The following is a 25,364-nucleotide window of genomic DNA, read 5'->3' as shown; positions in this document are numbered from 1 at the left end:
TAGTACAATCATTCCTTAACGATAATGACATTCTGGTAGTAGTGTTGCAAAATGGCCTCATAATCATACCCTGCATCAGCCATTCCCTTGGCCCCCCACTGGGATAAGCCCAGGCCATGGCCATTACCACGCCCAACAAACAAAAAACGATTGCTCTGATCAATCACCCGAGCGGCTCCGTCCGCTCCCATAACGACTAAACTGCCTCCATTCCAGTTCGATACGCCAGTTGAAGATAACACTGGAGTGCCAGAGGCTGCCGTTCCCGAGGACGTCGCTCCGCTAGCGCTCTGTACAGTATATCTACCTGTAGCTGCAATATCAAATAACGTACTAGGCAGGCCGCCAAAAGCAGAACGGAATAGATCCGGATAGCGTACATCAAGGATCTGCCCGTTGGCCTTGATCTGTGTAGCCCGTCCAGACGGCCCTCGCTGCGTGATCTCCAAATTGAGGATTGGTGAGGGGGCATCCGTTGCTGTCTTGCCTTTCAGCGATTTCAGCAGCTCTTCCGAGCTGTACGGGCCGCGAATCCATGAATATGAGCTGGATTCATCCACGAGGCCAAGAACAACTGCCTGGTCACCAGGATTCATTTGGGCAACTGGACTCACATCTGCCTGAATCATCGGAATTGGACGTACATTTGTAGCGTTAGCCGTAACCGTCATTTTAGGCAATCCCGCTGCTGTCGTCCCTTCCGTAAGCTTCACGTTATCTTCCCTGACGTACCCAGCCTTTCCCGTCGGAAGCAGCACATGATACCATGATTTCAACCCGGCTTGCGCAGCCTTGTCTTCATTGCTGATCATGCTGCTGAATGTCGAATTCGGATTGCTCCATACTTCCGTTGAATCCGCCGTCATACCGCCGCTATTAGAGGAGAAAATGGCTTCTACAATTCGATCATTCGCTTTTATAACTTCCCCAGCCGTGCTATCCACGGCCTGTATGATGCTGTCGACTTCTTTATCCACCCCGTTATATACCTGGCTTAAGGTTGTGTCCACGAGGCCAGCAACCTTAAACTTATTTCCGGCTGCATGATAGAGCGCGTAGCTCCGGGCTGCGACAGCCTGCGCTTTGAGCGATTCCTGTGGCCAAGAGCTTGGCACCTCTGCAGCAACTACTGAATATAGGTATTGCTCCAAGGGTACATCGTTCACGAGAGCCAGCTGACCGTTAACGGAGCTGATTTCGAAGTTGCCTCTGTATTTGCGCCCTGATCTCTCCATCACCTGAATGACGGAATCCTCGCTATCTCGTACAAGCAGCTTCGTATTTGTGCCGCTAACCGCATAATGCTCGACCGCGATCGGCGAATTCATATCCCCAGTAACATCGCGATAAGCAATAAGGGCAGGGGCCTCCGCATCGATTGCTGAGAGATTCAATTGGGGCTGAAGCTGCACAATTTGCGCTTTAAGTGCTGCTAAGGCCGCTTCGCTTACAGCACCGCCTACCCATACCGCATATTGATTTGCGCCTACAACGGCTACTTTTACCTCTATGCCCGGCAGCTTTAACGTTTGACTGTAGGCTTGAGCCTCCGCCTTGCTGCCAAATACGCCTGCGGAATAATAGAAGCTGCCGTGGATGGATGGCTGCTGGTTGCCCAGCTGTCCAGCAAGCGCTTGCGCGACGCGGGTTACCGCAGCCGAAGCCTCATCTGCGCTGGCATAAGGGCCGGTATACACTTCGTATACCGTGCCTCCAGCTTGCTCAGATACAACCGCGATCGGCCTATCCGTCCCTCCTTGCAACTTCTTGACGGCAGCTGAGACCAATTGCCAATCTGCGCTCTCCAGCGCTTTAACTTTTATCCCGTCTACGCTAAAGCGAACCGTCTGGCCTGGGCTGAAATCCAGCCAGCTCTCCATACCCTCCCCTCGCTGTGGGCCTGCCTGCCAAGCTGACTCCGCTGTCATTGTCACTGCAGGTACAATCGATCTATACGTGCTCCCTAAATCCAGGAACATGGCTACCCGGACACGCATGTCCGGCATTTCATCAGCGCTTATCGGAAGCTGAAGCACTCCGCCCAGCAATGTTACAGCCAATAAGGCCGCTGCCCACCTAGATGTCCTGCTTTTTAGCCCTCTTTTCGGTCGTGGTCTATTCACGCTCTATAATCCTCCTCGTCAGAGTATAATACTCCATTCTTCAACTAATCCCATCAGGAATCTGCCGGTATCGGCAAACCTAAATGCTGATAGGCAGCAGGGGTCACCACCCTGCCTCGCGGAGTGCGCTGCAGATATCCAATTTGGAGCAAATACGGCTCGTACACATCCTCAATCGTCTGGCTCTCTTCCCCGATCGTAGCTGCGATCGTATCCAGTCCGACAGGGCCGCCTCGAAAGTTCGTAATCATGGCCCGAAGCATCTTATGATCGATCAAATCCAGGCCCATAGGATCGACCTGCAGCATCTGCAGAGCGTCCTTGGCTATGTCGGACGTAATATGTCCGTCTCCACGAACCTGGGCGAAATCCCGCACCCGTTTGAGGAGCCTGTTGGCAATCCTCGGCGTTCCTCTGGAGCGCAATGCGATTTCATCCGCTGCGTCGCCAATAATATCGATGCCGAAAATATCAGCACCGCGACTTACGATATAACTAAGCTCCTCCACCGTATAAAATTCCAGACGACTTACTACTCCAAAACGGTCCCGCAGCGGAGCCGACAACAGCCCGGCTCTTGTCGTCGCACCGATCAACGTAAACGGCGGCAAATCCAGCCGAACCGATCTCGCACTGGGGCCCTTGCCGATCATAATATCCAATGCGAAATCCTCCATCGCAGGATAGAGAACCTCTTCAACCGTCCGATGCAGCCTGTGGATTTCATCAATAAAGAGGACGTCCCCTTCCTGCAAGTTCGTTAGCAGCGCAGCCAAATCTCCAGGCCGTTCAATCGCCGGACCTGAAGTCGTACGCAAATTGACGCCAAGTTCATTGGCGATAATATTGGCCAACGTCGTTTTACCAAGGCCTGGCGGTCCGTATAGCAGCACATGATCTAGTGCTTCATTGCGCATCTTTGCCGCTTCAATGTATATTTTCAAATTCTCTTTGATCTGGTTCTGTCCAATATATTCCGCTAAATAACGGGGACGAAGACTAAGCTCCACCGCCTGCTCTTCCATCATTAAATTCGCGGATATGATCCGGTCTTCCATCATCGCCTTCCCGCTCCTTCCCCTTTAACCCAAGATCAGCCTGCGTACAGCAGCTTGAGCGCTTTTTTCATGACCGAATCTACCTCTTCAGTCGGTTTAACCGAATCCTTCAATTGCTGCCAAACACGATCAAGCTCTACATCGGTGTAACCCAGCGCTTTCAGGCCTTCTCTTGCTTCAGGCCAGCTCGGATTCAGTCCATCCATTTCCTCCACATCCGCTGGCAGTTCATCGAATAGCGAAGGCCCTCCCAAACCATCCAGCTTATCCTTCAAATCCAGGATCATGCGCTGGGCGGTCTTCTTGCCGATTCCCGGCAGCTTGGTCAAAAACGCTATGTTCTCCTGCTGAACTGCTGCAACAACGTGATCTGGATGGCCGCCGCTTAGAATGCCGAGCGCAACGCGCGGCCCAATTCCCGATACTTCTATCAGCTTGCGAAACAGCCTTTGCTCCTCTCTTGTCGGAAAGCCATACAATAATATGGCATCGTCCCGTACGTGATGATGGGTGTATACCGTTGTCGTCTCTTCACTTTTGGTGCCAAAAGCATATGGGTTCGGGCAGTAAATGCGATATCCTATTCCCTGAACGTCCAACACAACATAGTCATTTTCCAAATGAGCCACCTGGCCCCTTACAAAATCAATCATGACCTCAGTACCTCGTTTAACTTCGTATTTAGTGTATATGAATGGGCATGACAAATGGCCACGGCCAGCGCATCCGCCACATCGTCCGGTTTCGGAATCGCCTGCAGCTTCAAGAACATTCTCGTCATTTCCTGCACCTGTTTCTTCTCCGCTTTGCCGTATCCTACCATCGCTTGTTTGATTTGCATGGGCGTATATTCCGATATCGGCAGGTTCCGCTGCGCCGCCGCCAGTACAAGCACGCCCCTCGCCTGACTGACCGACATCGCGGTAGTTACGTTTCGGTTGAAGAATAATTTCTCCAACGCTACCGCATCCGGCTTGTATTTATCGATGAGCTGAACTATGCCTTCATAAACATGAAGAAGCCTTTCTTCTTCAGGAGTATGTGCTTCCGTCTGAATGCAGCCGTATTGCACAGGTACACATTTACTGCCTTGTTTATCAATAAAGCCGAAACCGACGATGGCGATGCCGGGGTCAATCCCTAAAATTCGCAAGCTTAATCTCTCCCCATGTTTGTTGCGGCTTCTTCTTTCCCTTCAATAAAGGAGCTCCATCATGGAACTGAAGCCTATGTCCGGATAACCGAACATATGTATTCACTTATTATAGCAAAAGATTTGATCCTGTTGAGGAAAATCTTTGTAGAACTTGTTTTTGGCAAAAAAAACAAGAGACGTTGTATGAACGTCTCTTGCCGTGACTATATATACGCTTTAATCTTCTTTTTGTTGCATGACTTTTCTTGCAGGCAAAACAGCGTATTCACCAAAAGTCGACAGCACGCTGTTATATTCATCCACATCTTGTATGCGGATTCCCTGGTGCAAGTGGAGCAGGACATCCGGGGGCAATGAGCTTTCCATTGTCTCTACATCCAGCTGAAAAAATGTCTTTAGTACTTTTTCTTTTTCAGGAGGGCCGTCGAACAAGCTGAGATTTCCCTGTTGATCGATCCCTATATAACCGTTATTTTTGCAAACCTCCGACAATTCATGGATACGCTGCTCGAACTGTACATCTCCTTCTGCGCCGATCATCCCGCGCCACTCTGGATTGTCCCGCGACAGTCTGATCACTTCGTCTGGAGACATCGTTCCAAGAATAGAGCTCTCTTCTCCACATGCATATATTTTGTTTAGGCGCACGACCCGCGGTTGCTCGCTTCGTTCCAATTGTTTGATCCATGCTGCTTCGGAATCGGCTTCCTTCCCAGCTCCTATGGCTGCTTCTTCTATGATACCCAGCGTTTCAAGTGCGATGGCATCCTTCGTCATCAACTGTTCCATTTGGTTGGACAAGAGCAAGCCCAGCCAAGCCATCAACGCAACCAACCCGCTGCCTCCTGCGGTCCAAATGGCGCGTCTCCATCTTCTCCATCGACGTCTCAATTGCTTTTTGATACGGAAGATATTCACAGGTATCCCCTTCTATCAGTCAATATTTACTGTTATTGTGACCGGGGAATAGATGAAATATGCAAAAATAGACAAGCTGCAATATATGCAAACAAAAAAAGCAACCATCTAATGATGACTGCCTTCTTTATTCCTATCGGGACGACACGATTTGAACATGCGACCCCCTGGTCCCAAACCAGGTGCTCTACCAAGCTGAGCTACGTCCCGTAAAATGTAACATTGCTAGCGATCCGTTTTCGGGTCACTTCTAAGATAATATCACTTTAATAAAAATAAGTCAACACTTAAATTCTAGAAAACCACTGTTCACTCTAAGATCGTTTATATACTTCCCGTGCCATTTCCTCAAGAATATAAACGACAGGCATTTGCGTAGTGCCTTGCCTAGTGTAGCAAAATTGCAAAAATCCCCCTCCCTAAAAGTCCGAAAAAATTTTTATAATTATTTTCGAGCTACATAAATCATCCATGTGCACTCCTTCCCTTACTGACATGGCACAAATTTTGTATAAAAGGCTAATGAATGCAAGGGCGAAACTTAATTGTTCACTCCCCCTTAATGGCTAAACCTTTACTCCTGCGTTCGATATCCGTTCTCTGGGAAAAAAGTGTAGCTTTTTGGCAAATCTATTGACGATTACTAAAGTTTCGAGCCTTAAGTCTCCATGCTTCACCTTAATAGAGACAATGTGTCACCTCCCTCGTTATTTTTCTCCAAATGTGTATTGTTGTTTTGTTCTAACAAATTGTAGTGCCGATCACCCCCATTGTTTTTCCATTCTTCTATCTTTTGATAATCTACCAAATTCGCAAATTTGCAACACTTTCTCCCCTCTACATCAGGCGGTTTGGGACCTGTTGACGTAAAAAAAAACACGCACTATGATTCAAGTGAAAGTATTCACAATTACATTCCGGAGTGAACGTGGATATATTACACGAAATAAAACAGAAACAACTTACCCAGTGATGTCGGTATTGTTAATAGCACGTATAACTGAATTTCCAACCCAATTTTTATTCAAGGAGTGAGCACTCATGTCCAAAATCATTTCAGCGAGTGAAGCAGCAGCACTTATCCCGGATGGAGCAACGATTGCCGCAAGCGGCTTCGGGCTATCCTGTTGGGCCGAGGAGATGGGCATCGCTATTGAAGAGCGATTCCTGCAATCCGGTCATCCCCGTAATCTGACGGTCGTCCATGCCAGTGCTGTTGGTGATCGCCGGACTAAGGGGATGAGCCATCTCGGTCATGAAGGCCTCGTGAAACGGTGGATCGGCGGAATAGCGATTGCTTCCCCAGCTATGGCAAAGTTAATCGAAGAAAATAAATGTGAGGCCTACAATTTGCCGCAGGGCGTAATTGCGCAGTTGTTCCGTGAAATCGCTGCAAAGCGACCTGGTGTCATTACCAAGGTAGGGATGGAGACCTTCGTAGATCCGCGGATTGAAGGCGGAAAAATGTCAGCCTCTACAACGGAGGATATCGTCAAGCTGATCGAGTTGGAGGGTGAAGAATGGCTGTTCTATAAAAGCTTTCCGATTCAGGTTGCATTGATTCGCGGAACGGTTGCCGACGAGAACGGAAATATGACGCTAGAAAAGGAAGGCCTGCATATGGAGGTACTGCAGATTGCCCAGGCCGTACGCAATTCCGGCGGAATCGTGATCGCTCAGGTAGAGACCATCGCCAAGAACGGTACACTGCATCCAAAGGATGTCAAAGTGCCAGGCATATTGATCGATCACCTGATCATCTCCGAGCCGCAAAATCATTTCCAGACCGAAAATACACAGTACAACCCAGCCTTCGCCGGACATGTGAAGGTTCCAGTGGAAGCGATGGAAGTCATCCCGCTCGACGAACGAAAAATCATTTCCCGCCGTTCAGCAGCTGAGCTAGTGCCAAATACCGTGCTTAACCTTGGCGTTGGCATTCCGGTCTGTGTAGCTACGGTTGCCGCCGAGGAGGGCGTCAGCGATCAGCTGATTCTGACGACTGAAGCAGGCTCGGTCGGCGGCGTACCAGCAGGCATTAAGGATTTCGGTCATGCTTACAACTCCGAAGCTATCGTGGATCATGTGTCTCAGTTTGACTTTTACGACGGTGGCGGAATTGATCTATCCGTGCTGGGACTAGCTCAGACCGATGAATCCGGCAACGTCAATGTCAGCAAATTCGGTACTCGGGTAGCGGGCTGCGGCGGATTTATTAACATCTCCCAATCGGCTAAAAAGCTGGTCTTCGCCGGAACCTTCACAGCAGGTGGTCTGCAAATTGCTGTAGATAACGGCAAACTGCGCATCGTGCAGGAAGGTAAAGCGAAGAAATTCCTGAAACAAGTACAGCAAATCACTTTCAGCGGCTCCTACGCGACCAAGATCAAACAACGGGTTGTCTATGTGACGGAACGTGCTGTATTTGAACTGCAAAACGGCAAAATGACACTGACTGAAATCGCACCCGGCATTGATTTGCAAACCCAGATTCTCGACCAAATGGAATTCATGCCTGTCATCTCGCCGGAGCTTAAGGAAATGGATGCAGGGATGTTCCGTGAACAATGGGGTAAGCTGCGCGAAGTAATTACAGCCAAGACACGATGAGCAAACGAGACGAGGAGATATGCTGTGACTACCATTAGCGCAGATTAGAACATGCCAGCGCTGTCTAAAGGCAGCCATGAACCATCCAACTGCGGGCGAAGCAATACTTCATCCCGTTTCACTGATCCTCCAACAGAAAGGACCAAAACGATATGAAAAATATACAATTGAATCGCTGGCGAATTCTGATCGCTGCGACCTTCATCAATATTTGCGTTGGCTCCATTTATGCTTTCAGTATTTTTGCACTTCCCCTGAGTAAAGTGTTTGATGCAAGCATGCCGGAGATTATGATGGCCTTCACGATAAATGCCGCTATTTCACCAATTCCGATGATTCTCGGCGGAAAGTTCGTAGACCGGGGCGGTGCCAGAGCCGCCATCTTCCTTGGCGGGGCGATGTTTGGTCTCGGCTTTATTTTATCCGGGCTTGCGACCGCCTCCTGGATGCTTAATCTGACCTACGGTGTCATTGCCGGTCTCGGACAGGGGATCGTCTATTCCGCTACGATCGGCAATACGATCAAGCTCTTTCCGGATAAGCGCGGACTCGCAGCCGGGATCGTCACCGCAGGCTACGGCGGCGGTACTATTATTGTCGCTCCGCTGGCGAACGCCCTGATTACCGGCTCCGGGGTTCAGACAACTATGATGATTCTCGGCACTGTCTTCCTGATCATCATTATGACTTGCGGGCTGCTGACTCAAGCCTGCCCGACGGGGTATATGCCTGCTGGCTGGACACCGCCGCAGACGTCAGGACCCCGTCCAGGTGCCGTGAATCTGAATTGGCGGCAGATGATCAAACAGCCGCTGTTCTACGTAATCGCCTGCCTGTTCCTGATCGGCGCCTTGTCTGGCATGATGGTTACTTCCAACGCTTCCGTTATTGGCCAGACGATGTTCGGCCTATCGGCCAGTGTAGCTGCTCTATTCGTAAGTCTATATTCGCTTAGCAATTGTCTAGGACGCATCTTCTGGGGTGCCATATCCGATCGAATCGGCCAGCTTCGCTGTCTGATGATGATCTATCTTGTTATTGCTGGCATGATGCTGACGCTGGCGTTATCCAGTTCTACCGTTGGATTTGCCGTAGCCATTATTGGCATTGGTCTATGCTTCGGCGGTACGATGGGCGTTTTCCCTTCTATCGTTGGACAGAAATTCGGGATGAAATACTATGGTGTCAATTACGGCGTGACCTTCATCGGTTACTCCGGCGCTGCATTCTTCGGGCCGCGTATCGCCAACTCGGTGGCCGCAGCCAATAACGGCATGTTCACCAACGCTTTCTACATTGCACTCGCGATTGCCCTGGTTGGTTTCGCACTGACCTTCTTGTACAAAGCTCTGGAGAACAGCAAGAAAACAGCACCGAATACTGTTGAAACAGCTTGACCCAAGCTGCCGCACGCTGTTACAGAAAATATGATCTGGAGGAATTAAAAATGACAATTACAGAACTGCTTGGTATTAAGTATCCTATCTTCCAAGGCGCTATGGCCCAGATTGCCCGCGAACCACTCGTAAGTGCCGTATCCAATGCTGGCGGACTCGGAATTATCGGCTCAGGCGGTATGTCGGCTGAAGAACTTCGTGAGGAAATTCACAAGGTTCGTGCAGCTACCAGCAAGCCGTTTGCCGTGAATTTGATGCTGATGATGCCCAATATTCCTGAGCTGATTCAGGTCATCGTCGAGGAAAATGTCAAGATCGTTACGACTGGTGCAGGTACACCCGCTCCGTATATGCCAATCTTCAAAGAGCATGGCATCATCGTCATCGCCGTTATTCCTTCCGTCAAGATCGCCAAAAAAATGGAGGCGCTCGGCGTGAATGCCGTCGTAGCTGAAGGCACTGAAGCTGGCGGACATGTCGGCGAGACGACGACTATGGCTCTGGTTCCTCAGGTCGTTAGCAACGTATCCATTCCTGTCATTGCCGCAGGCGGCATTGCCGATGGACGCGGGATCGCAGCGGTCTTCGCATTGGGGGCACTGGGTGTCCAGGTCGGTACACGCTTCCTGACCACCGTTGAATGTCCAACCCATGACAACTTCAAACAAGCCGTCATCGATGCCGATGATACCAGCACCACCGTTACCGGACGCAGCATCGGGGGACCCGTACGCAGCATCAAGAACAGTATGATTGCTGAATATCTGAAGCTTGAGCAAGAGCACGCTTCACGTGAGGAACTGGAGAAAATCAGCCTTGGCTCCCTGCGCAAAGCAGTATTTGAAGGAGACACGGATCGGGGTTCCGTCATGGCGGGTCAAATATGCGGACTGTGCAACGAGATTACAACGGTTGAACAGATGATCACCGGCATGTTCAATGAAGCGCAAGCGCTGATGAACCGACTTGGCCAAACTCAAATCATCGGTGAACAAGTAACGCCGATATAGAATAGCATTTAGGCAGCCAAAAGGCCGGACCGAATCCTTAAGTACAGGAGATGGCCCGGCTTTTCCGCATGGTCTTGAGTTACAATTTGAGCTAAGAGTGTGAAATGATAATGACAACTTTTGTTCTTTCCATATAATGAAGAGAAGCATCCCAGCAGAACTTCGATATCCTAAAAGTGAGTTGATCGATGATGTTTAATCAAACTGATAAACCGACCGCTGATGGTAGCAACCAATCCCCTGCCACCCTGTTCGTCACAGACGCCCGAGGCAATATCCTGATCTCTAATGAATTCACCGCCTTAACGATCGGCATTCCGCTTGAGGAATTGCTTCGCTACAATGTGCAGGATCTTGTGAAAGGAGGTTATTACAGCGAGTCTATAACCATGAAAGCGATTCAATCCAAGCAAAAGGTGACCCAGTACGTCAATACAATACAGGGCTTTAAAGTCAAATCCACGGCTGTGCCCATCCTTGATAACACAGGCGAGGTGCAGTTGGTCGTTACAAGCTCCAGCGGATATAGAGGGGGCTCCTCAATCATAACTAACTCCACGCTTCCGCCAGCACATGAGAACAGTAAACGATCAGCCACTACTGGCTCCGTATTTAAAAACAACGGTGTCGTCGCCGAAAGCCTAGCGATGAAGCAAATTATTCAAGTATGTGACCAGATTGCTTCCTACGACAGCAAAGTGCTGATTCTGGGTGAATCCGGGACAGGAAAGTCAGTGATTGCCAAATATATTCACCGCCAAAGCACGAAATGGAACGGCCCATTCATCCCGGTTAATAGTGCCGCCATTCCAGCCTCACTATTTGAATATGAGCTATTTGGCTATGTTAAGGGCGCTATGCCGGGCTTATTGAATGAAAAACAAGGTTTGTTCGAGGTAGCCAATGGAGGGGTTTTATTTTTTGATGAGGTCGCTGAACTCCCGTTAGACATACAGGCCAAACTGCTCGATGTACTGGAACGTAATGAATTTCGGCGTGTGGGGAGCACAGAACTGATTCCCATTCAATGTCGGATGATCTTTGCCACCAATCGTGACTTATGGAGTATGGTCAAGAAAGATTTGTTCCGTGAGGACTTATACTATCGTATCAACGTCATTCCAATCCACATTCCGCCGCTGCGCAGTCGGAAATTGGATCTAGTCGGTCTGATATCCAGTTTTATTGCTCATTTCAACAAGATATATGATAAAAAGTATGTGCTGCCGGCAGAGGAATTTCAAAAGATGCTGGCCAAACCATGGCACGGAAATGCGCGCGAGCTTCGCAATTATATAGAGCGACTGATCGTGATCGATCAGACGGGACTTTGCCAGCAGCAGCAAGTGGAGCAGGTTACAGATTGGTTCACTCTGGATCACTTCATTCAAGCTAACCGCAGCCGACTGAACGGGCTCAAAGAATATACCGCCTTGACCGAAGGCCGCTATATTCAGCAAATGCTTCAGGTCTGTGGCGGCAACAGCGCCGAAACCGCCAGACAGCTGGGGATTGATCGCTCGGTTGTCTACCGGAAGTTAAAGAGGATGGAGGACATTCTCACAAAGCTAAAAGCATGAGAACAGGACGGAAACATAAAAAAAGGACTTCCCCCCTACTTGGAGATGTTTTCAAGTGACGAAACAAGAAAACCCAAGGGGGGGGAGGTCACTATATATATTCTACAGGAAAGATATATTCTATAAGAAAGTCTATTTTCCTTTGAAGAACTTCAAAAACTTGAATTTAAAGATCGTTCTAAGCTTACGTTATCTGCTTCTGGGCTTATTTGCTGTATGTTTTTTGCAGGTGAAAAATGCTGAGTTTTGCTGCGAAAAGTGCCGAGGTCACTTGCCAGCAAATCATGTTTACCCGAGAATTCCTAAACATATTTACTATAAATCTTTTCCTCAATAATTCCTTGATTTACATTTCCTATTGAAGGACTGTTTCCGACCCTTTCACATGCGAAAAAATCGCCATCTGTAGAAACAAATAATCGTCGGGATCCAACAACACAACAACCGTTCATAGGCACAAAATTAGTAGCTCTTTTTGTTACGCTTCTTTTATGAATTCTATCAAGTGAATTAAAGATAGATTGTTCTTTAATTTCTTCCAAGCTGTTAGTAATATTGATTTGCTTATCCTGCCATTGTCGTAGCGATTGGTCATTAAAATCTGAGCTTTTAAGTAATTCTTCCGGCACAGTGCCAGAACCGGCATAGCCTAATTGATATCGAAAATCTTCATGAGTAAAATCCAAATTTGTAAAAAAGTCATCTATTCGCCGAATGGGCTCCATGGAACACCTGCAGCAGGAAGTAACCGCCTGAGAGTCGAGTGTATCCTGAACCAAAAATTGGTTCAATGGCATTGGCATTTCATTACCCAGCAAGCTAGAGCGAAACTCCAACACCTCTATACTAAAACTTTATCTAGTTAATAACTATAACCTTAGTAAAACCATACCCAAGGTAAAGTCGCTATTGTTCACTTCTCCTGTAAATGAGCGTATTATAACTTCCATCTCACACAAATCCTCTATGAGCCTTTTATTTTTTAGGTATCATACTTCATTTACAATCCGTCATTCGAATTTTCTTAAACCTTAACAACTTGAACTTTGATCATTTTTTCTCTAAAAAAATCAGTATATTGAAAGCAATAGAAGCATAGCGGAAGAGATGGGTTGAAAAAAACAATGATTACTTAACAATTTTTAGTTGAATAGAGGAGATGTGGTTATGACAAGTCAGAACACTAAGATAATCAGACTGTCTTTTAACCGTAATATAGTATTAGGTCAATTTCTCTTTTACTTTACTTGGTAATTGAAATAGTCCACTTAAATCGGTAAAACTAAACATATGTTGGGAATTTCGAGCTTTAAAATAATAGATTTAAATTGTGTAAAAATAAAGCAACCGAACCCTCAAAATCTTCAACAACATAAACCGGCGATGCTTGCGGTGTAACATCCTTGAACCTTAGTACGTTCTTTCTCCGTGACATACTTCGAAACTCCTTCGATATCGTGTTCACTGAGCTGCGGATACGATTTGAGTCGAGTGCGGTTAGCGGTATCATCGCGTAGTTTCATCGCACATGCTATTCGGAAGATAGAGAAATTAAGTCAAAGAAGAGGAATCTAAAACCCGCGAAAAGCCTTGTAAAATAAAGGTTTTTCGCGGGTTTTTTCGCTTTTTCAAGGCTCTATAGGGCTTCACGGCTACTACCTAAAATGAAGCCATTTGGGGACGTTGAGAAAAACTCGGAGAGAACCGTAGTGATCATTGTGAGGTATTCAACCTATTCCGATAAATAAAATAGATCTATGATGTCTCAAAACGTTCCTATATTCACGACCCAGCATATGCTAGGTAAGGACTGCCGTTCATGGTTGTAAAAATGGATATAACGAGTGCAGCGCGCGAAGGTTTTCGAATTATTGAGGAAGATTCATTTATACTTGAGAGAGCGGAAATATTTTCTGATGCGCGTTTGAGGCACCTAAAAACAAAGCTCTTTTTCGAGCATGTTGGACAACTCAGGTTTGGCGGATAGATGGTCTATTTCATTTGCATTTGTTCATGCCAGCAAGTATTACTGCGGCAAGCCCTACGCAAAACAGTAAACTAATGCAACTAAGCATGACTTGACTTATCGATGCGTCATAGTAGCCAGAAATGGTAAATACAGCTGTAATAGGATATAAAGCTTTTAGGGTATTTGACGTACTCGTAAATAATCCAATAAAAGAATAAAATTCAGTGATAACTAACGCAATCCAATATCCATTTTTCATATGCGATACCAAAGCAATAATAGGTGAGATCGCAAGGAATATGCATAGACCATCCAATAAATAAGCTTTTAAAAATTTCATGACCATACCTATTGATAAATCAGAAAAGTGTAAAGCCGCTTCAGTGAAAAATGTTATAGCAAAAAGTAACAAGTAAAAAAGAATACTACATATAAGGGTTATAATCATTTTTGCAATAGTCAACTTTGCTTCATTCACGGGGATAAGTCGAAGTGATTCAATTGTATGCTCCTGTTCTTCGCGACAAATCATGTAACTACCTAAGAGAGCAATAACCGCTGGAAGTACGAAAAATGTTGCCAGTGGTTGAGCCACAGCCATATACCAACCTATAGTATCTATATCTCGAATACCGTCATTGTCTGTTAATCCCGATAAAAAAACAATAACCGCTACCATAACTGTCGCAAAAATTGCAATCCAAACAAAACTTAAACGGCGAATCTTCTGACGTTCCGCCCAAAGTAATGTTCGCATGATTAACACCTCACTTTCTTCTTGCTAATGCAACGTTTGCAAGGAGTACGGATACAATTCCCCAGACAAAAATGCTAAGAAACGCCAAAGGTATACTAATTACCTGTGTATTATTCAGCCCTGGAATATCTCCGTTTCGAGCAACGATTACTGCCATGCTAGATAACGGATGTAGATACATATTTATCGATACTATAATAGAACCAAGAAATGCATAGACTAGTGTTATAGAAACTGGTAGAATATATCCTTTTTGCGTTGTAGCAATTGCCAAAATCGGCAGCATTGCAAAAGCTGTAATAACACCGATTTCCAAACACTTTCTTATCAAAAACAAAACGTTCTGCCAATCAAATGCGATATCTCCGAGAAGTATACTAAATATAACGGAACCTACAGCTGTAACGATCATGAAGCAAACAGAATAAATCAAAACCACAAAAAATTTACTAAAGAAATATCTCATTTTGCTGACAGGCACAATCCAAAGTTGTTTAAGCATATCGTATTGGTTTTCATTGTACATCAGCATCGTGCTTAGTATTCCTAAAACAACAGGCAAAATAATAAAAAGTGTAAGTCCGAACGCTGACCATTTATAAAACTGTACAGGGTCACCGCCTGTATTCCACGCATATTTAAATAATAAGTATGCTAGAAATGGCATGATCAGAGCTGAAAACATCATCATCCACACAAATTTTCTGCGTCGTAACTTAAGAAATTCTATTTCAATAAGTTTAAGCAATGCCATCTCCTCCCGTAATTTTCCTAAAATAGTCCTCTAAAGTATCATTACAAAGCTGAGAACTAATAACCGACACATCTCCCACTATAAGTGCCTTATTAACAGAAGCCATATCCAGAGAATGATCATAGATTTGCAACGTATGATCATCTTGCACAGAATAATCTTTCAAACCGAATTGACGTTCCAAAATCAAGGTAGCTTTGGCAGCATCAGAAACTTGAAGTAGAATATACTTACCATTTTTTCGTTTAAGTTCCTCCATACTACTTTCTTCTAACAGAATACCATTGTCGATAATTCCAATATCATCCGCAAGCAATGAAATTTCCGAAAGAATATGGCTGGAAATAAGAATTGTTTTTCCACGTTCAACGCTCAAATTCTTAATAAAATCCCTGACTTCGGCTATACCTATAGGATCAAGACCGTTTGTAGGTTCATCTAAAATCAATAGTTCTGGGTCATGCAAAATAGCATTAGCAATACCAAGACGTTGTTTCATACCGAGAGAATACTCACCGAACAGCTTCTTATCCTTATACGGTAATCCTACAACTTCCAATGCGTTCTTCACAGCGTTAGGAGCAGATGTACCACGCAGTTTTGCAAAAATATTTAAATTTTCTGTTCCAGTTAAGTTTGGATAGAATCCGGGCGTTTCGATAATCGCTCCAATTCTGGGATATACCTGCTTTTCTCTACCCTTAATATTCTTTCCGAATACGTCTACCTCACCAGAAGAGGTAGACGTTAACCCTAAAATCATTTTCATGATTGTAGTTTTACCGGCGCCATTACGACCGAGTAAACCGTAAATACGTCCTTTTTTCACATGGATATTCACATTATTTACAGCTTTCTGATCCCCATATATTTTAGTAAGTTGTTTAGTTTCTATGATATACTTTGTCATATTAATACCTCCTTCAATTAAAGTTTATCAAACAAATCTTGCCAAAACCTTGCCGAAACCTTGTTTGTTTCTTGCTAATAAAAAAAGCTCTCAAAAATTTAAAGAGCTTTCGGAAGTTTTATTGTAAATGTTGTACCACCAGATAATGATTTTTCAGCATGGATTGTTCCTTTATGCAGATGGACAAGTTCTCTAGCAATAGCAAGCCCTAAACCATTTCCGTTAGTCGATCGTGATTCATCACTTTGATACAATCTATCAAATATATGTGGCAGGTCATTAGGAGAAATCCCTTTCCCATTATCACTAATCTGAACCATAACGTTTTGTTCATTTTCGCTTATTTGTAGATCAATCTTAGTTCCCTCACTATGTGTAATAGCATTTTGAATTAAATTATTAACAATTCTTATATAAGCATTTGAATCTAATCGGATAAAGCATTCTTTGTCAGAAATATCAATATGATAATCAAAATGTTCTTCCTCAAAGGTGGGTATCCAATTCGCCAATATATCACGAGTTAATTCGTTTATATCCTGTTGTTCAAGTTTAAAAACTTGCTCTTTTGCGTCAAGTTTAACCCAATCAAATAAAGCTTCAACAAAACCCTTCAAATGATGTGCTTTATTCAGAGCGATTTCAAGATATTCTTCTTTTTCTTTGCCTGTAACAAACTTCTCTTGAATTGCTTCTAAATAGCCAACTAAAGAAGTTAAAGGTGTTTTTACATCATGGGATAAACTCGTCATAAGTCGCTTATAAGCCTGTTCTGATTGCTTTAACTGTATGAGTTGAGTTTGACTATTCATTGCTATATCATTTATGGAATAACAAATTGTTTTAGTCATATCACTTTCATTTACCAAAATACGCCGATTCCAATTTCCTTTTTTTATATCCGCTAAAGAATCTTCAATTATTGAAAGTTGTTCAGAAACCTTATACAGTTTTGTTACCATATAAATGATAGCAACAAGACAAACAGCTAGAGCCATAAGTAGAATGTAGATCCAGTTCATAATTAAGCCTCCTTATTAAAACGATAACCTACTCCGTGTACCGTTAAAATATAAAATGGCTGTTCTGAATTGGATTCTATTTTCTTCCTCAACTTACTTATAAAGGACATAACATTATTGTCATCAAAAGCATAATCATCTTTCCAAACTTGTGTATAAATTTGTTTCTTCGTAAACACACGACCCTTATTAGAAGCTAAAAATACTAATAAATCAAATTCCTTGCCTGTTAAATCAATTAGCTTGTCCTCAACCTGAACAGTTCTTATTTCTTTATCAATAACCATTCCTTTAAAGGTAAGAATGCTTACAGAACCCCCTTGATTAAAAGTGGTATATCTTCTAATCAAAGATTGTACTCTAGCAATGAGTTCATTGATACTGAACGGTTTTGTTAAATAATCATCTGCCCCAAGGCTTAGACCTGTTACCTTATCCGGCTCACTTCCTTTAGCCGTCAGCATAAGTACGGGTACATTACTATATTTTCTTATTTCAGATAATACTTGAAAACCATCCATATTAGGTAACATCACATCTAAAATAATAAGGGAATAAGAGTCTTTTTCATTCATTACTTGAAGTAGTCCTGTTTGCCCGTTATATGCCATATCGGTTTCTAGGTTTACTTGTGATACACATTTTTTTACTAATGAGCACAATTCTATATCATCATCTATTATGAGTATTCTATTTGTCATGAGGTTTCTTCGCCCCTTTTTTCCTATCTATCAAACTGTGTACACTCCGACTCAACATATTAACAAGGACGTTATTGGTTAGTTATTCACTTAATTGATCATTTTGCATTAACCTGAGCCCTTGCTAGACAAAGGTTTTCAAACATAAAAAAGGACTTCCCCCCAACTTGGAGATGTTTTCAAGTGACGAAACAAGAAAACCCAAGGGGGGGGAGAAGTCACTATATATATTCTACAGGAAAGATATATTCTATAAGAAAGTCTATTTTCCTTTGAAGAACTTCAAAAACTTGAATTTAAAGATCGTTTGCCTATCTTCTTCAGCACCTTAGACTTACGACCTTATGCTAAAACCTATTTAACCGCAGATGCCATGCATATTTGAGCATAGAGAAGGTGATTACTCACCAATAAAAAACTCTATGCGAGTTTCCCTAAAACTCATTGATTCAGATAAATTAAAAATGTATTTAATGATCGTTCTAAGCTTACGTTATCTGCTTCTGGGCTTATTTGCTGTATGTTTTTTGCAGGTGAAAAATGCTGAGTTTTGCTGCGAAAAGTGCCGAGGTCACTTGCCAGCAAATCATGTTACTGTGGAACCCGTTCCATGGCCTGCTTGAGTCGGAAACTTTCACATGTGAAAGATAGAATATGAGCGTGGTGTACCAGCCGGTCTACCAAAGCTGATGTCAACTTTGTGTCCCCAAAGATGGGGGTCCATTGTCCAAATTCCAGGTTAGAGATCACAATAACGCTCTATTGCTCATAGCAATCCGCAATGACGTTAAGAGCCTATTTATCTAGGCACATAACCGACCTCGTCCAGATGAGTAAGTCGAGCTTCCTTTTGGTTGGACAAGAGCAAGCCCAGCCAAGCCATCAACGCAACCAATCCGATCGCAGCCTCCTGCGGGTCAAATGGCGCGTCTCCATCTTCTCCATCGGCGTCTCAATTGCTTTTTGATACGGAAGATATTCACACGTCTTCCCTTCTAGCAGTCAATATTTACTGTTATTGTGACCGGAGAATAGATGAAATATGCAAATAGACAAGCTGCAATTTATGCAAACAAAAAAAGCAACCATCTAATGATGGCTGCCTCCTTTGTTCCTATCGGGACGACACGATTTGAATAACATGCGCCCCCCTGATCCCAAACCAGGTGCTCTACTAAGCTGAGCTAGCCCGGCCGCACTACACAAAATTCTTGACGCTACGGAACACTCTCCACACATTACAATTCTTGTTTCAAGAAGGTAACATATGATGCAATATAGGATGCTACTACATAGAATAACGTGCTTATGATTACAATATGTTCTTCCCCTTCCACACTCGAAATGAATTGTAGGGATTGTAAGGGGATGATCGGTACTAAGCTCATTGAACTAAAGCTCACAATAATACTTGAAATGATTATAAAGGCCAGATTGAGCATTATAGATTTTATCAAAGTCTTACTAATAATCGAGATAAAAAAGACAACTGATATAACAGCCACATATACAAAAAAATAAAGCAGCATAGTTTGAATTTGTTCGGCAGACAGAATTAGCTTATTAAGAATAATAGGAATACCCATAGCTATTGCAACGTGAATACTTATTATTACAAAACTAACTATTAAAAATACAACGTATTTTGTTGTAATAATTCTAGTTCGACTTAGCCCCGTACCTATAAGTACACGGTAGTTATTGACACTATAGTCACGATTCACATAGAAGCTTGCAAAGATAGTTATGTAAAGCATTAATACCGCAGAAGAACCTATAAAGGCTGTATCCAATAAGCTACTAGAGTCGCTGACATTCATTTTAGCAGATAGAGTGATGCCTAAAAATATGGAAACTACCGTTACTACAAACATAAGATACAAAAGATTTGGAGAATGAGAAATCTTATACACCTCTACTTTATACATTATTCCCTCCTGCAGCGTCCTGTGTTAATCGAACAAAATAATCTTCGATGCTTTCTTGCTGACGATAGTATTCTGTGATCTGATAGTTCATTCTTACAAGCATGGATAGTAATTCTTTAGGAACATTAGATATATCACTTATAGTTATTTCATCATTTTCTACTGTTACTTGAGTAAGCCCTTTACTTTTTAAGAAATCTACAATTTCCAACATATTGTCTTCATGCTTGATCTTAATGAATGGTTTACACTGACGTTCCATTTCTTCAGCAGAGTGCAATGCGATTAGTTTTCCTTGGTGCATAATACCGTAACGTGTTGCAACCTGGTGCAGCTCAGTTAGAATATGACTAGAGATTAGAAATGTTATTCCTCTTTCACGATTCAATTTTCTAATTAAATCTCGCATATCAATGATCCCCTTTGGATCAAGACCATTAATTGGTTCATCCAAGATTAAAAATTTTGGCGAACTGATTAATGCCATTGCAAGCCCCAATCGTTGACGCATACCCAAAGAAAACTTTCTGACTCTTTTCGAGCCGACATCATCGAGACCAACGATTTTTAGTGTTTCTCCTACCACGGACTTATTATCAATCTTTTTCGCTAACCTGATTATTTCCAAATTGTCTGCCGCGGTCATATCACCATAACAAGAGGGTTGTTCAATCATAACCCCCATTTGTTTTCGAGAATGCGAGTGTCGATTTTGGGTTGCGCCCATTATGACCATTTCTCCAGTTGTCGCTCGGCTGCTCCCAGCAATAATTCTCATAAGTGTTGATTTTCCTGCCCCATTTTCACCGATTAAGCCAAAGATTTCACCTTTCTCTATTGTCAGCGAGATCTCCTTTAAAACCTTCTGCCCATTATAATCTTTTGTGAGATTTAACGTTCTCAAAATTATATCTTTATCCACATACCCATCTCCTAATTAGTTCCAAATAAGTGATAGAGACTATACAGCTCCCCTTTTTTATCCATCAACACTTCAAAAGTCCCATGTTCAATTATTTTTCCATCGGAAAGTACATAAATTCTAGTTATGCATATTACTCAAAACAGGACGGGCCCATTATCTACTAACAAACCCATTTTAACCCTCAAATGAAGTGACTGCAATTGATATCATCGTGAGTTGATTTCCAAAAAAGTGCTGCTGGTCGATTTTGACCCGCAAGGCAATCTGACCATGTGCTTTGGCATTGGACAGTCTGATAAACTCCAGTTTTATACTTGAGAGAGCGGAAGTATTTTCTGACGCGAGTTTGAGGGCCTATTTCATTTGCATTTGTTCATGCCAGCAAGTATTACTGCGGCAAGCCCTACGCAAAACAGTAAACTAATGCAACTAAGCATAACTTGACTTGTCGATGCGTCATAGTAGCCAGAAATGGTAAATACAGCTGTAATAGGATATAAAGCTTTTAGGGTATTTGACGTACTCGTAAATAATCCAATAAAAGAATAAAATTCAGTGATAACTGGTCTTACCCCTGTCAAGTAGACAGTAAAAAAAGAGGATCAATTTATGCGGCGATCGCTTTCCGGTACTCAACTGGAGAACGGTCGCCGAGTTTTTTTTGGAAACGCTCATGATTGTAAAATTCAATATATTCCTCAATGAGACGACGTGCTGAATGCTGATCGTTCGGACGTTTAAGGTACAGCTGTTCGGTCTTCAAATGGGAGAAAAACGACTCCATGCAGGCATTGTCATAACAGTTGCCTCGCCTTGAGTGGCTGCCCTGGAGCCCTTGTGCGAGCAACTGAGTCTCGTAAGCCTTGTGCGTGTATTGGAAGCCTTGGTCAGAATGTAAGACTGCATCCTTGCGAGTACCGAGTTGCTTTACTGTGTCCAGCACAAGTTGCAAGTCATTGCGCTCAGAGAGTTCCCAAGCGACAATCTCATTGTTATGCAAATCCATTACAGTCGACAAATAGGTGAAATCGTGACCGATCCGTACGTAAGTAATATCCGTGACTAGCTTGGTAAATGGCGCAGATGCTTGAAAGTCCCTGTTCAAGACATTAGCAAACACGACAGAAGGCTTGCGCCCTGCATTTGGACGCTTCTTGCGGATGACTGACCGGATCCCGAGCTCACGCATAAGCCGTCTGACTTTCTTGCGGTTAACAAGCAATCCTTCCCTACGTAAAGCCGTACACATACGGATGTAACCGAAATAGGGCCGCAAACGGTGAATGGCAAGTATATGCTCCTTCAGATCAGCATCTCGCTCCTGACGTTGTTGCTGGTTACTTAGAGCAGCTTTCCACTTGTAATACCCGGCACGAGACACTTCAGCAATCTTACACAGCATGACTATCGAGTGGTTCCCAATCATTTTTTCGATGGTCCTAAACCGGGCTTGCTTATCCAACTTCCCTCCCCATGTAGATTCGGATTGAGCTTTTTTAGATATTCGACCTGCGCTTTCAGATGCTCGTTCTCTTCCTCGAGACTGCTGAAGTGTTTTTTCGCCCAACGCCCCCGATAATCCTTGAACGATTCACCATTCATATGTTTGCGTACCCAAGTTACAATCTGAGCATCGCTTTTGATCCCCAACTTTTCCTTGATCTGAGTATAGCTCCATTGCTCTTCAATTCGTAAACGAACGGCTTCTCGCTTCGTTTCTTCGTCGTATCGATTAAACTTCTGACCCTTCTTTGGTGGCATAGAAAAATCCCCTCCGGTCTACAGTGTTGAATTCATAATATCATGAACTCTTTTTTCACTGTCTACCGTAAGGGGATAATATCATCTCCTCGATCTTCCGCTCCTCAATTGTCGAGATATTGGATGGATCCATCACTCCTTTCCCTTCAGGAACGAGCGGTGATCCCGATCAGTCTTGAAAATGAAAAAGACAGGCATCCGGGATGCCCGGGAGCCTGTTCACACCTTTTTGACACTATCAGATTAACAGGATTAAATGACCTTGTTTTGTCCCTTTTCCTGATCATTTTGTGACCTTCAATTGACCTGACCTTATTCCTCGGAATCGTCCGATGAATGAATCCGCATCCGAATTCACTTCTTTATCATCCACGAATAAAATGAAAGCCTCTCCGCCTACAAAACGGTAAACGTGGCTGAGAGCAATCGTTTCCGTCGCTTATAGTACCTGCCGTGCGTAAAGCCCAGCTTTTCCATGACAAGCCTGGAAGGCAGACAGCTCATGTAACGCTCTTCCACAAATTGCTGATCTTCCTCATGCAAGGAGTGAATCGCAGCTTCCAGCACATCAATCCTCAGTTCCATTAAAGGGATTTCTACATTTTGCAATTGTAAACGGCGGTTTATCTCGTTTAAAATTGCTTCGTTTTTCTGACCCTTGCCGTAGATCGAGGCCAAATCGAATTTTTGCGTAAGCCGGGGGATACGTGACAACTGTTCACGCATTGACTCCAACTGCGATTTCCAAACCGGTAAGGCGAATAACCAGTTTTCGACGCGAGTGAACGGGATCGGTCGGCTCACTGCCCCCACCCCGTTGCCGGATACGGTGGCGGACTATACCATACCAGTCGTGACGCATCAATTGGGCGTAAAATGCCTGCGAATAGCTGGCTCCACTCTAAGGCCTATAAGGCTTTTTTGCCGGCTAGCGTCTGAAAAGCGCTACTTTTTCATTTCGCTCAAGTTCGAATGCTTACCAGCATATGGATATGACTCGACATAAAATGTCCTTCGAGAATCTCCGCTCCTTTGTAAAATTACACAATTGCCTTGGAAGCTTCTGGGTACTCTCTTTGCATTGATTGTAGATCGCTTTACGTCTATACTTTGGGGTGAACACGGTATGATATTCACACATCCACTTCGTATGTGACATATCATTTCGATTAGCCCTTAATCCACTATCTCTTGCCGTTACCGCTATACATAGTAGCTTGAACACTTCTATTTTAACGCTGGCACCAGGTGGTTCTTTGCTATAAGCCTCGACCACGCTGGTCACCTGTTAGCTTGCTCTCCGAGCCTATACTAAAGCAAATTTTTAGCAATGGGGGAGCAATCAACGTAGTTACTATAACCAGTATTCTGGAAGCAATAAGCCAGTCTGAAGTCCGGTAGCCACAATAATTAGTGCCACCTCACCTTTAGATATCATGCCAGATCCAACAGCTAACGATAATCTGATATTAAACCCGGTAAGTACTGCCCCTAAGCCTGCCCCAAGAAAATTAGTTACTACTGCACTTAAGATTAAGACAATCAAAAATCCAACCTGCCGCCCTACTCCTTCAAATGTTACATTAAGCCCAATACTTACAATGAAAACCGGTACAAATAGTGAATATGCGATCGGCTCAATTCTTGTCTCTATCGTTTCTTTATAAGAGGTTCGTGAAATTGAAAGTCCTGCAGATAATTCCCGCCATTCCCATGAGATCGGAAAAATAAGCAAATGCAAAACATACAACGAGCCCGCCTGAAACTAGCGGCTCGGTGACATGGGGCTTTGTTAGCGGTTTTAGAATTCTAGGGACCAGAAGCCAACACGCTACGAATACACCCACGAAAAATAACACCTTTTTTCCAATAAGTAGTCATAACGAAACATCATTTCCCGTACCTAAGAAGCTCATTATAAACGCCAGGAGAATGACCACAAGGACATCATCGACTACTGCAGCTCCCAATATAGTAGTACTCTCACGGGAGCCTAATCTATTCATTTCTTTTAAAACCTGAACGGATATGCTCACAGAAGTTGCACTGAACACACCCCCCATAAACATGGCGTAACCAGAGGCAAGAACAACAGCTTCCGCAACTGTGTAACCTCCCCAAAAAAGAACGTTAATGCCTCCAACCGCAACAGTAATGCAGATTTCCAATTTTCACGCAGTTGATTCATATCGGTTTCCAAACCGGCGAAAGACATTTATAAAAGAAACCCGATTTCCGAAAAATAATGTATAAATTCACTATTAGGTACCCAGCCTAACACAGCCGGACCTAAAATAATACCTACCACCAATTTCCCTAGAACTGCGGGTTGACCCAACCATACAGTGAAATCCCCAACTATTTTAGTAAACAGAACGATTAATATAAGGTAAAGAACAAACTGCATTCACCTTCCCAAATCCTTACTTCGATCGACCGTGCTTTATAATATAAACGACAAAAAACCTTAAATCAAGATCGATTTTAACCGCCCCAGCAGCGCCGTCCCTCCCCTAAACCGGCCCCAAAACCCTATGGGTTTGAAAGATAGCACTAAGCCGATTAAATCACCTGTCGATTTTCCTGCAAAAGATATCGATGTTTTTTTTAACAAGTTCCCGTAATCTTTGTCGCCACACAGGCTGCACTCTAGCTTCTTGCTCGATTACCACTGTACTCCAAATAAATACTAAACAAAAAGAATAGCACCTTCCCTGTATGGTTAAAGGTGCTACTCACGACTTTTAATATCTATAGACATGGCTTTATAAAATTCCTTCTCATC

20 protein-coding genes, 2 tRNA genes and 3 pseudogenes are annotated in these 25,364 nt (G+C 43.8%); 5 read left to right on the top strand and 20 right to left on the bottom strand.

Features of this window, described 5'->3' with window-relative positions; translation table 11 throughout:
* Nucleotides 1–8: 8 nt before the first annotated feature.
* The 6 genes from EIM92_RS10525 to EIM92_RS10500 form a co-directional block, all read right to left on the bottom strand.
* Nucleotides 9–2,123, bottom strand: coding sequence for a SpoIID/LytB domain-containing protein (locus EIM92_RS10525; RefSeq protein ID WP_246021304.1), 2,115 nt, complete (start codon nt 2,121–2,123; stop codon nt 9–11).
* Between the two features lie 53 nt (nt 2,124–2,176).
* Nucleotides 2,177–3,181, bottom strand: a complete 1,005-nt coding sequence (gene ruvB / locus EIM92_RS10520; RefSeq protein WP_125085116.1) for a Holliday junction branch migration DNA helicase RuvB — start codon at nt 3,179–3,181, stop codon at nt 2,177–2,179.
* 35 nt (nt 3,182–3,216) lie between these two features.
* A complete protein-coding gene (ruvA, locus tag EIM92_RS10515) occupies nt 3,217–3,834 on the bottom strand; it encodes a Holliday junction branch migration protein RuvA (RefSeq protein WP_125082588.1) in 618 nt (205 codons plus the stop codon).
* Nucleotides 3,831–4,334 (bottom strand): crossover junction endodeoxyribonuclease RuvC, encoded by a 504-nt coding sequence (gene ruvC / locus EIM92_RS10510; RefSeq protein WP_125082587.1) that lies wholly within the window; start codon nt 4,332–4,334, stop codon nt 3,831–3,833. Before ruvC ends, ruvA begins: the two co-directional genes overlap by 4 nt.
* 219 nt (nt 4,335–4,553) lie before the next feature.
* Complete coding sequence (locus EIM92_RS10505; RefSeq protein WP_246021302.1) at nt 4,554–5,171, bottom strand: BofC C-terminal domain-containing protein; 618 nt, start codon at nt 5,169–5,171, stop codon at nt 4,554–4,556.
* A gap of 220 nt (nt 5,172–5,391) precedes the next feature.
* Nucleotides 5,392–5,465: transfer RNA gene (locus EIM92_RS10500), tRNA-Pro, on the bottom strand.
* Between the two features lie 831 nt (nt 5,466–6,296).
* On the opposite strand from EIM92_RS10500, the gene EIM92_RS10495 reads away from it, so the two are divergent.
* From EIM92_RS10495 to EIM92_RS10480, 4 genes are all read left to right on the top strand, one after another.
* A complete protein-coding gene (locus EIM92_RS10495) occupies nt 6,297–7,865 on the top strand; it encodes an acyl CoA:acetate/3-ketoacid CoA transferase (RefSeq protein WP_125082585.1) in 1,569 nt (522 codons plus the stop codon).
* A 152-nt stretch (nt 7,866–8,017) separates the two neighbouring features.
* Entirely contained in the window at nt 8,018–9,262 is a 1,245-nt protein-coding gene (locus tag EIM92_RS10490; RefSeq protein WP_125082584.1) for an L-lactate MFS transporter, read from the top strand.
* 50 nt (nt 9,263–9,312) lie between these two features.
* Nucleotides 9,313–10,272, top strand: a complete 960-nt coding sequence (locus EIM92_RS10485) for a nitronate monooxygenase (protein ID WP_125082583.1) — start codon at nt 9,313–9,315, stop codon at nt 10,270–10,272.
* A gap of 188 nt (nt 10,273–10,460) precedes the next feature.
* Nucleotides 10,461–11,852 (top strand): sigma-54 interaction domain-containing protein, encoded by a 1,392-nt coding sequence (locus EIM92_RS10480; protein WP_125082582.1) that lies wholly within the window; start codon nt 10,461–10,463, stop codon nt 11,850–11,852.
* A 302-nt stretch (nt 11,853–12,154) separates the two neighbouring features.
* Here the strand turns inward: EIM92_RS10480 and EIM92_RS10475 are convergent, their stop codons facing one another.
* The 10 genes and pseudogenes from EIM92_RS10475 to EIM92_RS10430 form a co-directional block, all read right to left on the bottom strand.
* Entirely contained in the window at nt 12,155–12,670 is a 516-nt protein-coding gene (locus EIM92_RS10475; protein ID WP_164515071.1) for a radical SAM protein, read from the bottom strand.
* 1,179 nt (nt 12,671–13,849) lie between these two features.
* Nucleotides 13,850–14,578, bottom strand: coding sequence for an ABC transporter permease (locus tag EIM92_RS10470; protein ID WP_125082580.1), 729 nt, complete (start codon nt 14,576–14,578; stop codon nt 13,850–13,852).
* 10 nt (nt 14,579–14,588) lie between these two features.
* Nucleotides 14,589–15,332, bottom strand: a complete 744-nt coding sequence (locus EIM92_RS10465) for an ABC transporter permease (protein WP_246021300.1) — start codon at nt 15,330–15,332, stop codon at nt 14,589–14,591.
* Nucleotides 15,319–16,242, bottom strand: coding sequence for an ABC transporter ATP-binding protein (locus EIM92_RS10460; protein ID WP_125082578.1), 924 nt, complete (start codon nt 16,240–16,242; stop codon nt 15,319–15,321). The genes EIM92_RS10465 and EIM92_RS10460 overlap by 14 nt, the downstream gene beginning before the upstream one ends.
* A gap of 98 nt (nt 16,243–16,340) precedes the next feature.
* Nucleotides 16,341–17,264 (bottom strand): sensor histidine kinase, encoded by a 924-nt coding sequence (locus EIM92_RS10455; RefSeq protein ID WP_125082577.1) that lies wholly within the window; start codon nt 17,262–17,264, stop codon nt 16,341–16,343.
* 2 nt (nt 17,265–17,266) lie between these two features.
* The gene (locus tag EIM92_RS10450) at nt 17,267–17,965 is read right to left on the bottom strand and encodes a response regulator transcription factor (protein ID WP_125082576.1); all 699 of its coding nucleotides are present in this window, start codon (nt 17,963–17,965) and stop codon (nt 17,267–17,269) included.
* 591 nt (nt 17,966–18,556) lie between these two features.
* Nucleotides 18,557–18,754, bottom strand: a pseudogene (locus EIM92_RS10445) (ATP-binding protein); the annotation flags it as partial.
* 328 nt (nt 18,755–19,082) lie between these two features.
* Nucleotides 19,083–19,157 (bottom strand) — tRNA-Pro (locus EIM92_RS10440).
* Nucleotides 19,158–19,203: 46 nt separating this feature from the next.
* On the bottom strand, nt 19,204–19,893 hold the full coding sequence (locus tag EIM92_RS10435) for an ABC transporter permease (RefSeq protein ID WP_125082575.1): 690 nt from the start codon (nt 19,891–19,893) through the stop codon (nt 19,204–19,206).
* Nucleotides 19,886–20,815: an ATP-binding cassette domain-containing protein gene (locus tag EIM92_RS10430; RefSeq protein ID WP_125082574.1), complete on the bottom strand. Its 930-nt coding sequence runs from the start codon at nt 20,813–20,815 to the stop codon at nt 19,886–19,888. The genes EIM92_RS10435 and EIM92_RS10430 overlap by 8 nt, the downstream gene beginning before the upstream one ends.
* Nucleotides 20,816–21,049: 234 nt before the next feature.
* Between EIM92_RS10430 and EIM92_RS24725 the strand changes: the two genes are divergently transcribed.
* The gene (locus EIM92_RS24725) at nt 21,050–21,136 is read left to right on the top strand and encodes a ParA family protein (protein WP_425464200.1); all 87 of its coding nucleotides are present in this window, start codon (nt 21,050–21,052) and stop codon (nt 21,134–21,136) included.
* A 289-nt stretch (nt 21,137–21,425) separates the two neighbouring features.
* On the opposite strand, the gene EIM92_RS10415 is transcribed toward EIM92_RS24725, so the two are convergent.
* The 4 genes and pseudogenes from EIM92_RS10415 to EIM92_RS10400 form a co-directional block, all read right to left on the bottom strand.
* Nucleotides 21,426–22,579, bottom strand: a protein-coding gene (locus tag EIM92_RS10415; protein WP_125081524.1) for an IS3 family transposase whose coding sequence is annotated in 2 segments (ribosomal slippage) — nt 21,426–22,318 and nt 22,318–22,579 — 1,155 coding nt in all. Because the reading frame shifts where the segments join, the coding sequence is not laid out codon by codon here.
* Nucleotides 22,580–22,975: 396 nt separating this feature from the next.
* Nucleotides 22,976–23,383 carry a hypothetical protein gene (locus tag EIM92_RS10410; RefSeq protein ID WP_246021298.1) on the bottom strand — a complete coding sequence of 136 codons (408 nt, stop codon included), beginning with the start codon at nt 23,381–23,383 and terminating at the stop codon, nt 22,976–22,978.
* Nucleotides 23,384–23,550: 167 nt separating this feature from the next.
* A pseudogene (tnpA, locus tag EIM92_RS24165) lies at nt 23,551–23,738 on the bottom strand (IS200/IS605 family transposase); the annotation flags it as partial.
* Nucleotides 23,739–23,838: 100 nt separating this feature from the next.
* A pseudogene (locus tag EIM92_RS10400) lies at nt 23,839–24,986 on the bottom strand (cation:proton antiporter).
* Nucleotides 24,987–25,364: the final 378 nt, after the last annotated feature.

The sequence above is a fragment of the Paenibacillus lentus genome (assembly GCF_003931855.1).
Lineage (GTDB): Bacteria > Bacillota > Bacilli > Paenibacillales > Paenibacillaceae > Fontibacillus > Fontibacillus lentus.
The sequence above is the reverse complement of the archived record's forward strand: the minus strand, read 5'-3'. Positions and strand labels throughout refer to the sequence as shown.

What these genes read in the sequence shown, in the direction of transcription:
- ruvB (WP_125085116.1), bottom strand. Translation starts at nt 3,181, where the DNA reads ATGGAAGACCGGATCATATCCGCGAATTTAATGATGGAAGAGCAGGCG.
- ruvA (WP_125082588.1), bottom strand. Translation starts at nt 3,834, where the DNA reads ATGATTGATTTTGTAAGGGGCCAGGTGGCTCATTTGGAAAATGACTAT.
- EIM92_RS10495 (WP_125082585.1), top strand. Translation starts at nt 6,297, where the DNA reads ATGTCCAAAATCATTTCAGCGAGTGAAGCAGCAGCACTTATCCCGGAT.
- EIM92_RS10490 (WP_125082584.1), top strand. Translation starts at nt 8,018, where the DNA reads ATGAAAAATATACAATTGAATCGCTGGCGAATTCTGATCGCTGCGACC.
- EIM92_RS10485 (WP_125082583.1), top strand. Translation starts at nt 9,313, where the DNA reads ATGACAATTACAGAACTGCTTGGTATTAAGTATCCTATCTTCCAAGGC.
- EIM92_RS10480 (WP_125082582.1), top strand. Translation starts at nt 10,461, where the DNA reads ATGATGTTTAATCAAACTGATAAACCGACCGCTGATGGTAGCAACCAA.
- EIM92_RS10470 (WP_125082580.1), bottom strand. Translation starts at nt 14,578, where the DNA reads ATGCGAACATTACTTTGGGCGGAACGTCAGAAGATTCGCCGTTTAAGT.
- EIM92_RS10465 (WP_246021300.1), bottom strand. Translation starts at nt 15,332, where the DNA reads ATGGCATTGCTTAAACTTATTGAAATAGAATTTCTTAAGTTACGACGC.
- EIM92_RS10460 (WP_125082578.1), bottom strand. Translation starts at nt 16,242, where the DNA reads ATGACAAAGTATATCATAGAAACTAAACAACTTACTAAAATATATGGG.
- EIM92_RS10455 (WP_125082577.1), bottom strand. Translation starts at nt 17,264, where the DNA reads ATGAACTGGATCTACATTCTACTTATGGCTCTAGCTGTTTGTCTTGTT.
- EIM92_RS10450 (WP_125082576.1), bottom strand. Translation starts at nt 17,965, where the DNA reads ATGACAAATAGAATACTCATAATAGATGATGATATAGAATTGTGCTCA.
- EIM92_RS10435 (WP_125082575.1), bottom strand. Translation starts at nt 19,893, where the DNA reads ATGTATAAAGTAGAGGTGTATAAGATTTCTCATTCTCCAAATCTTTTG.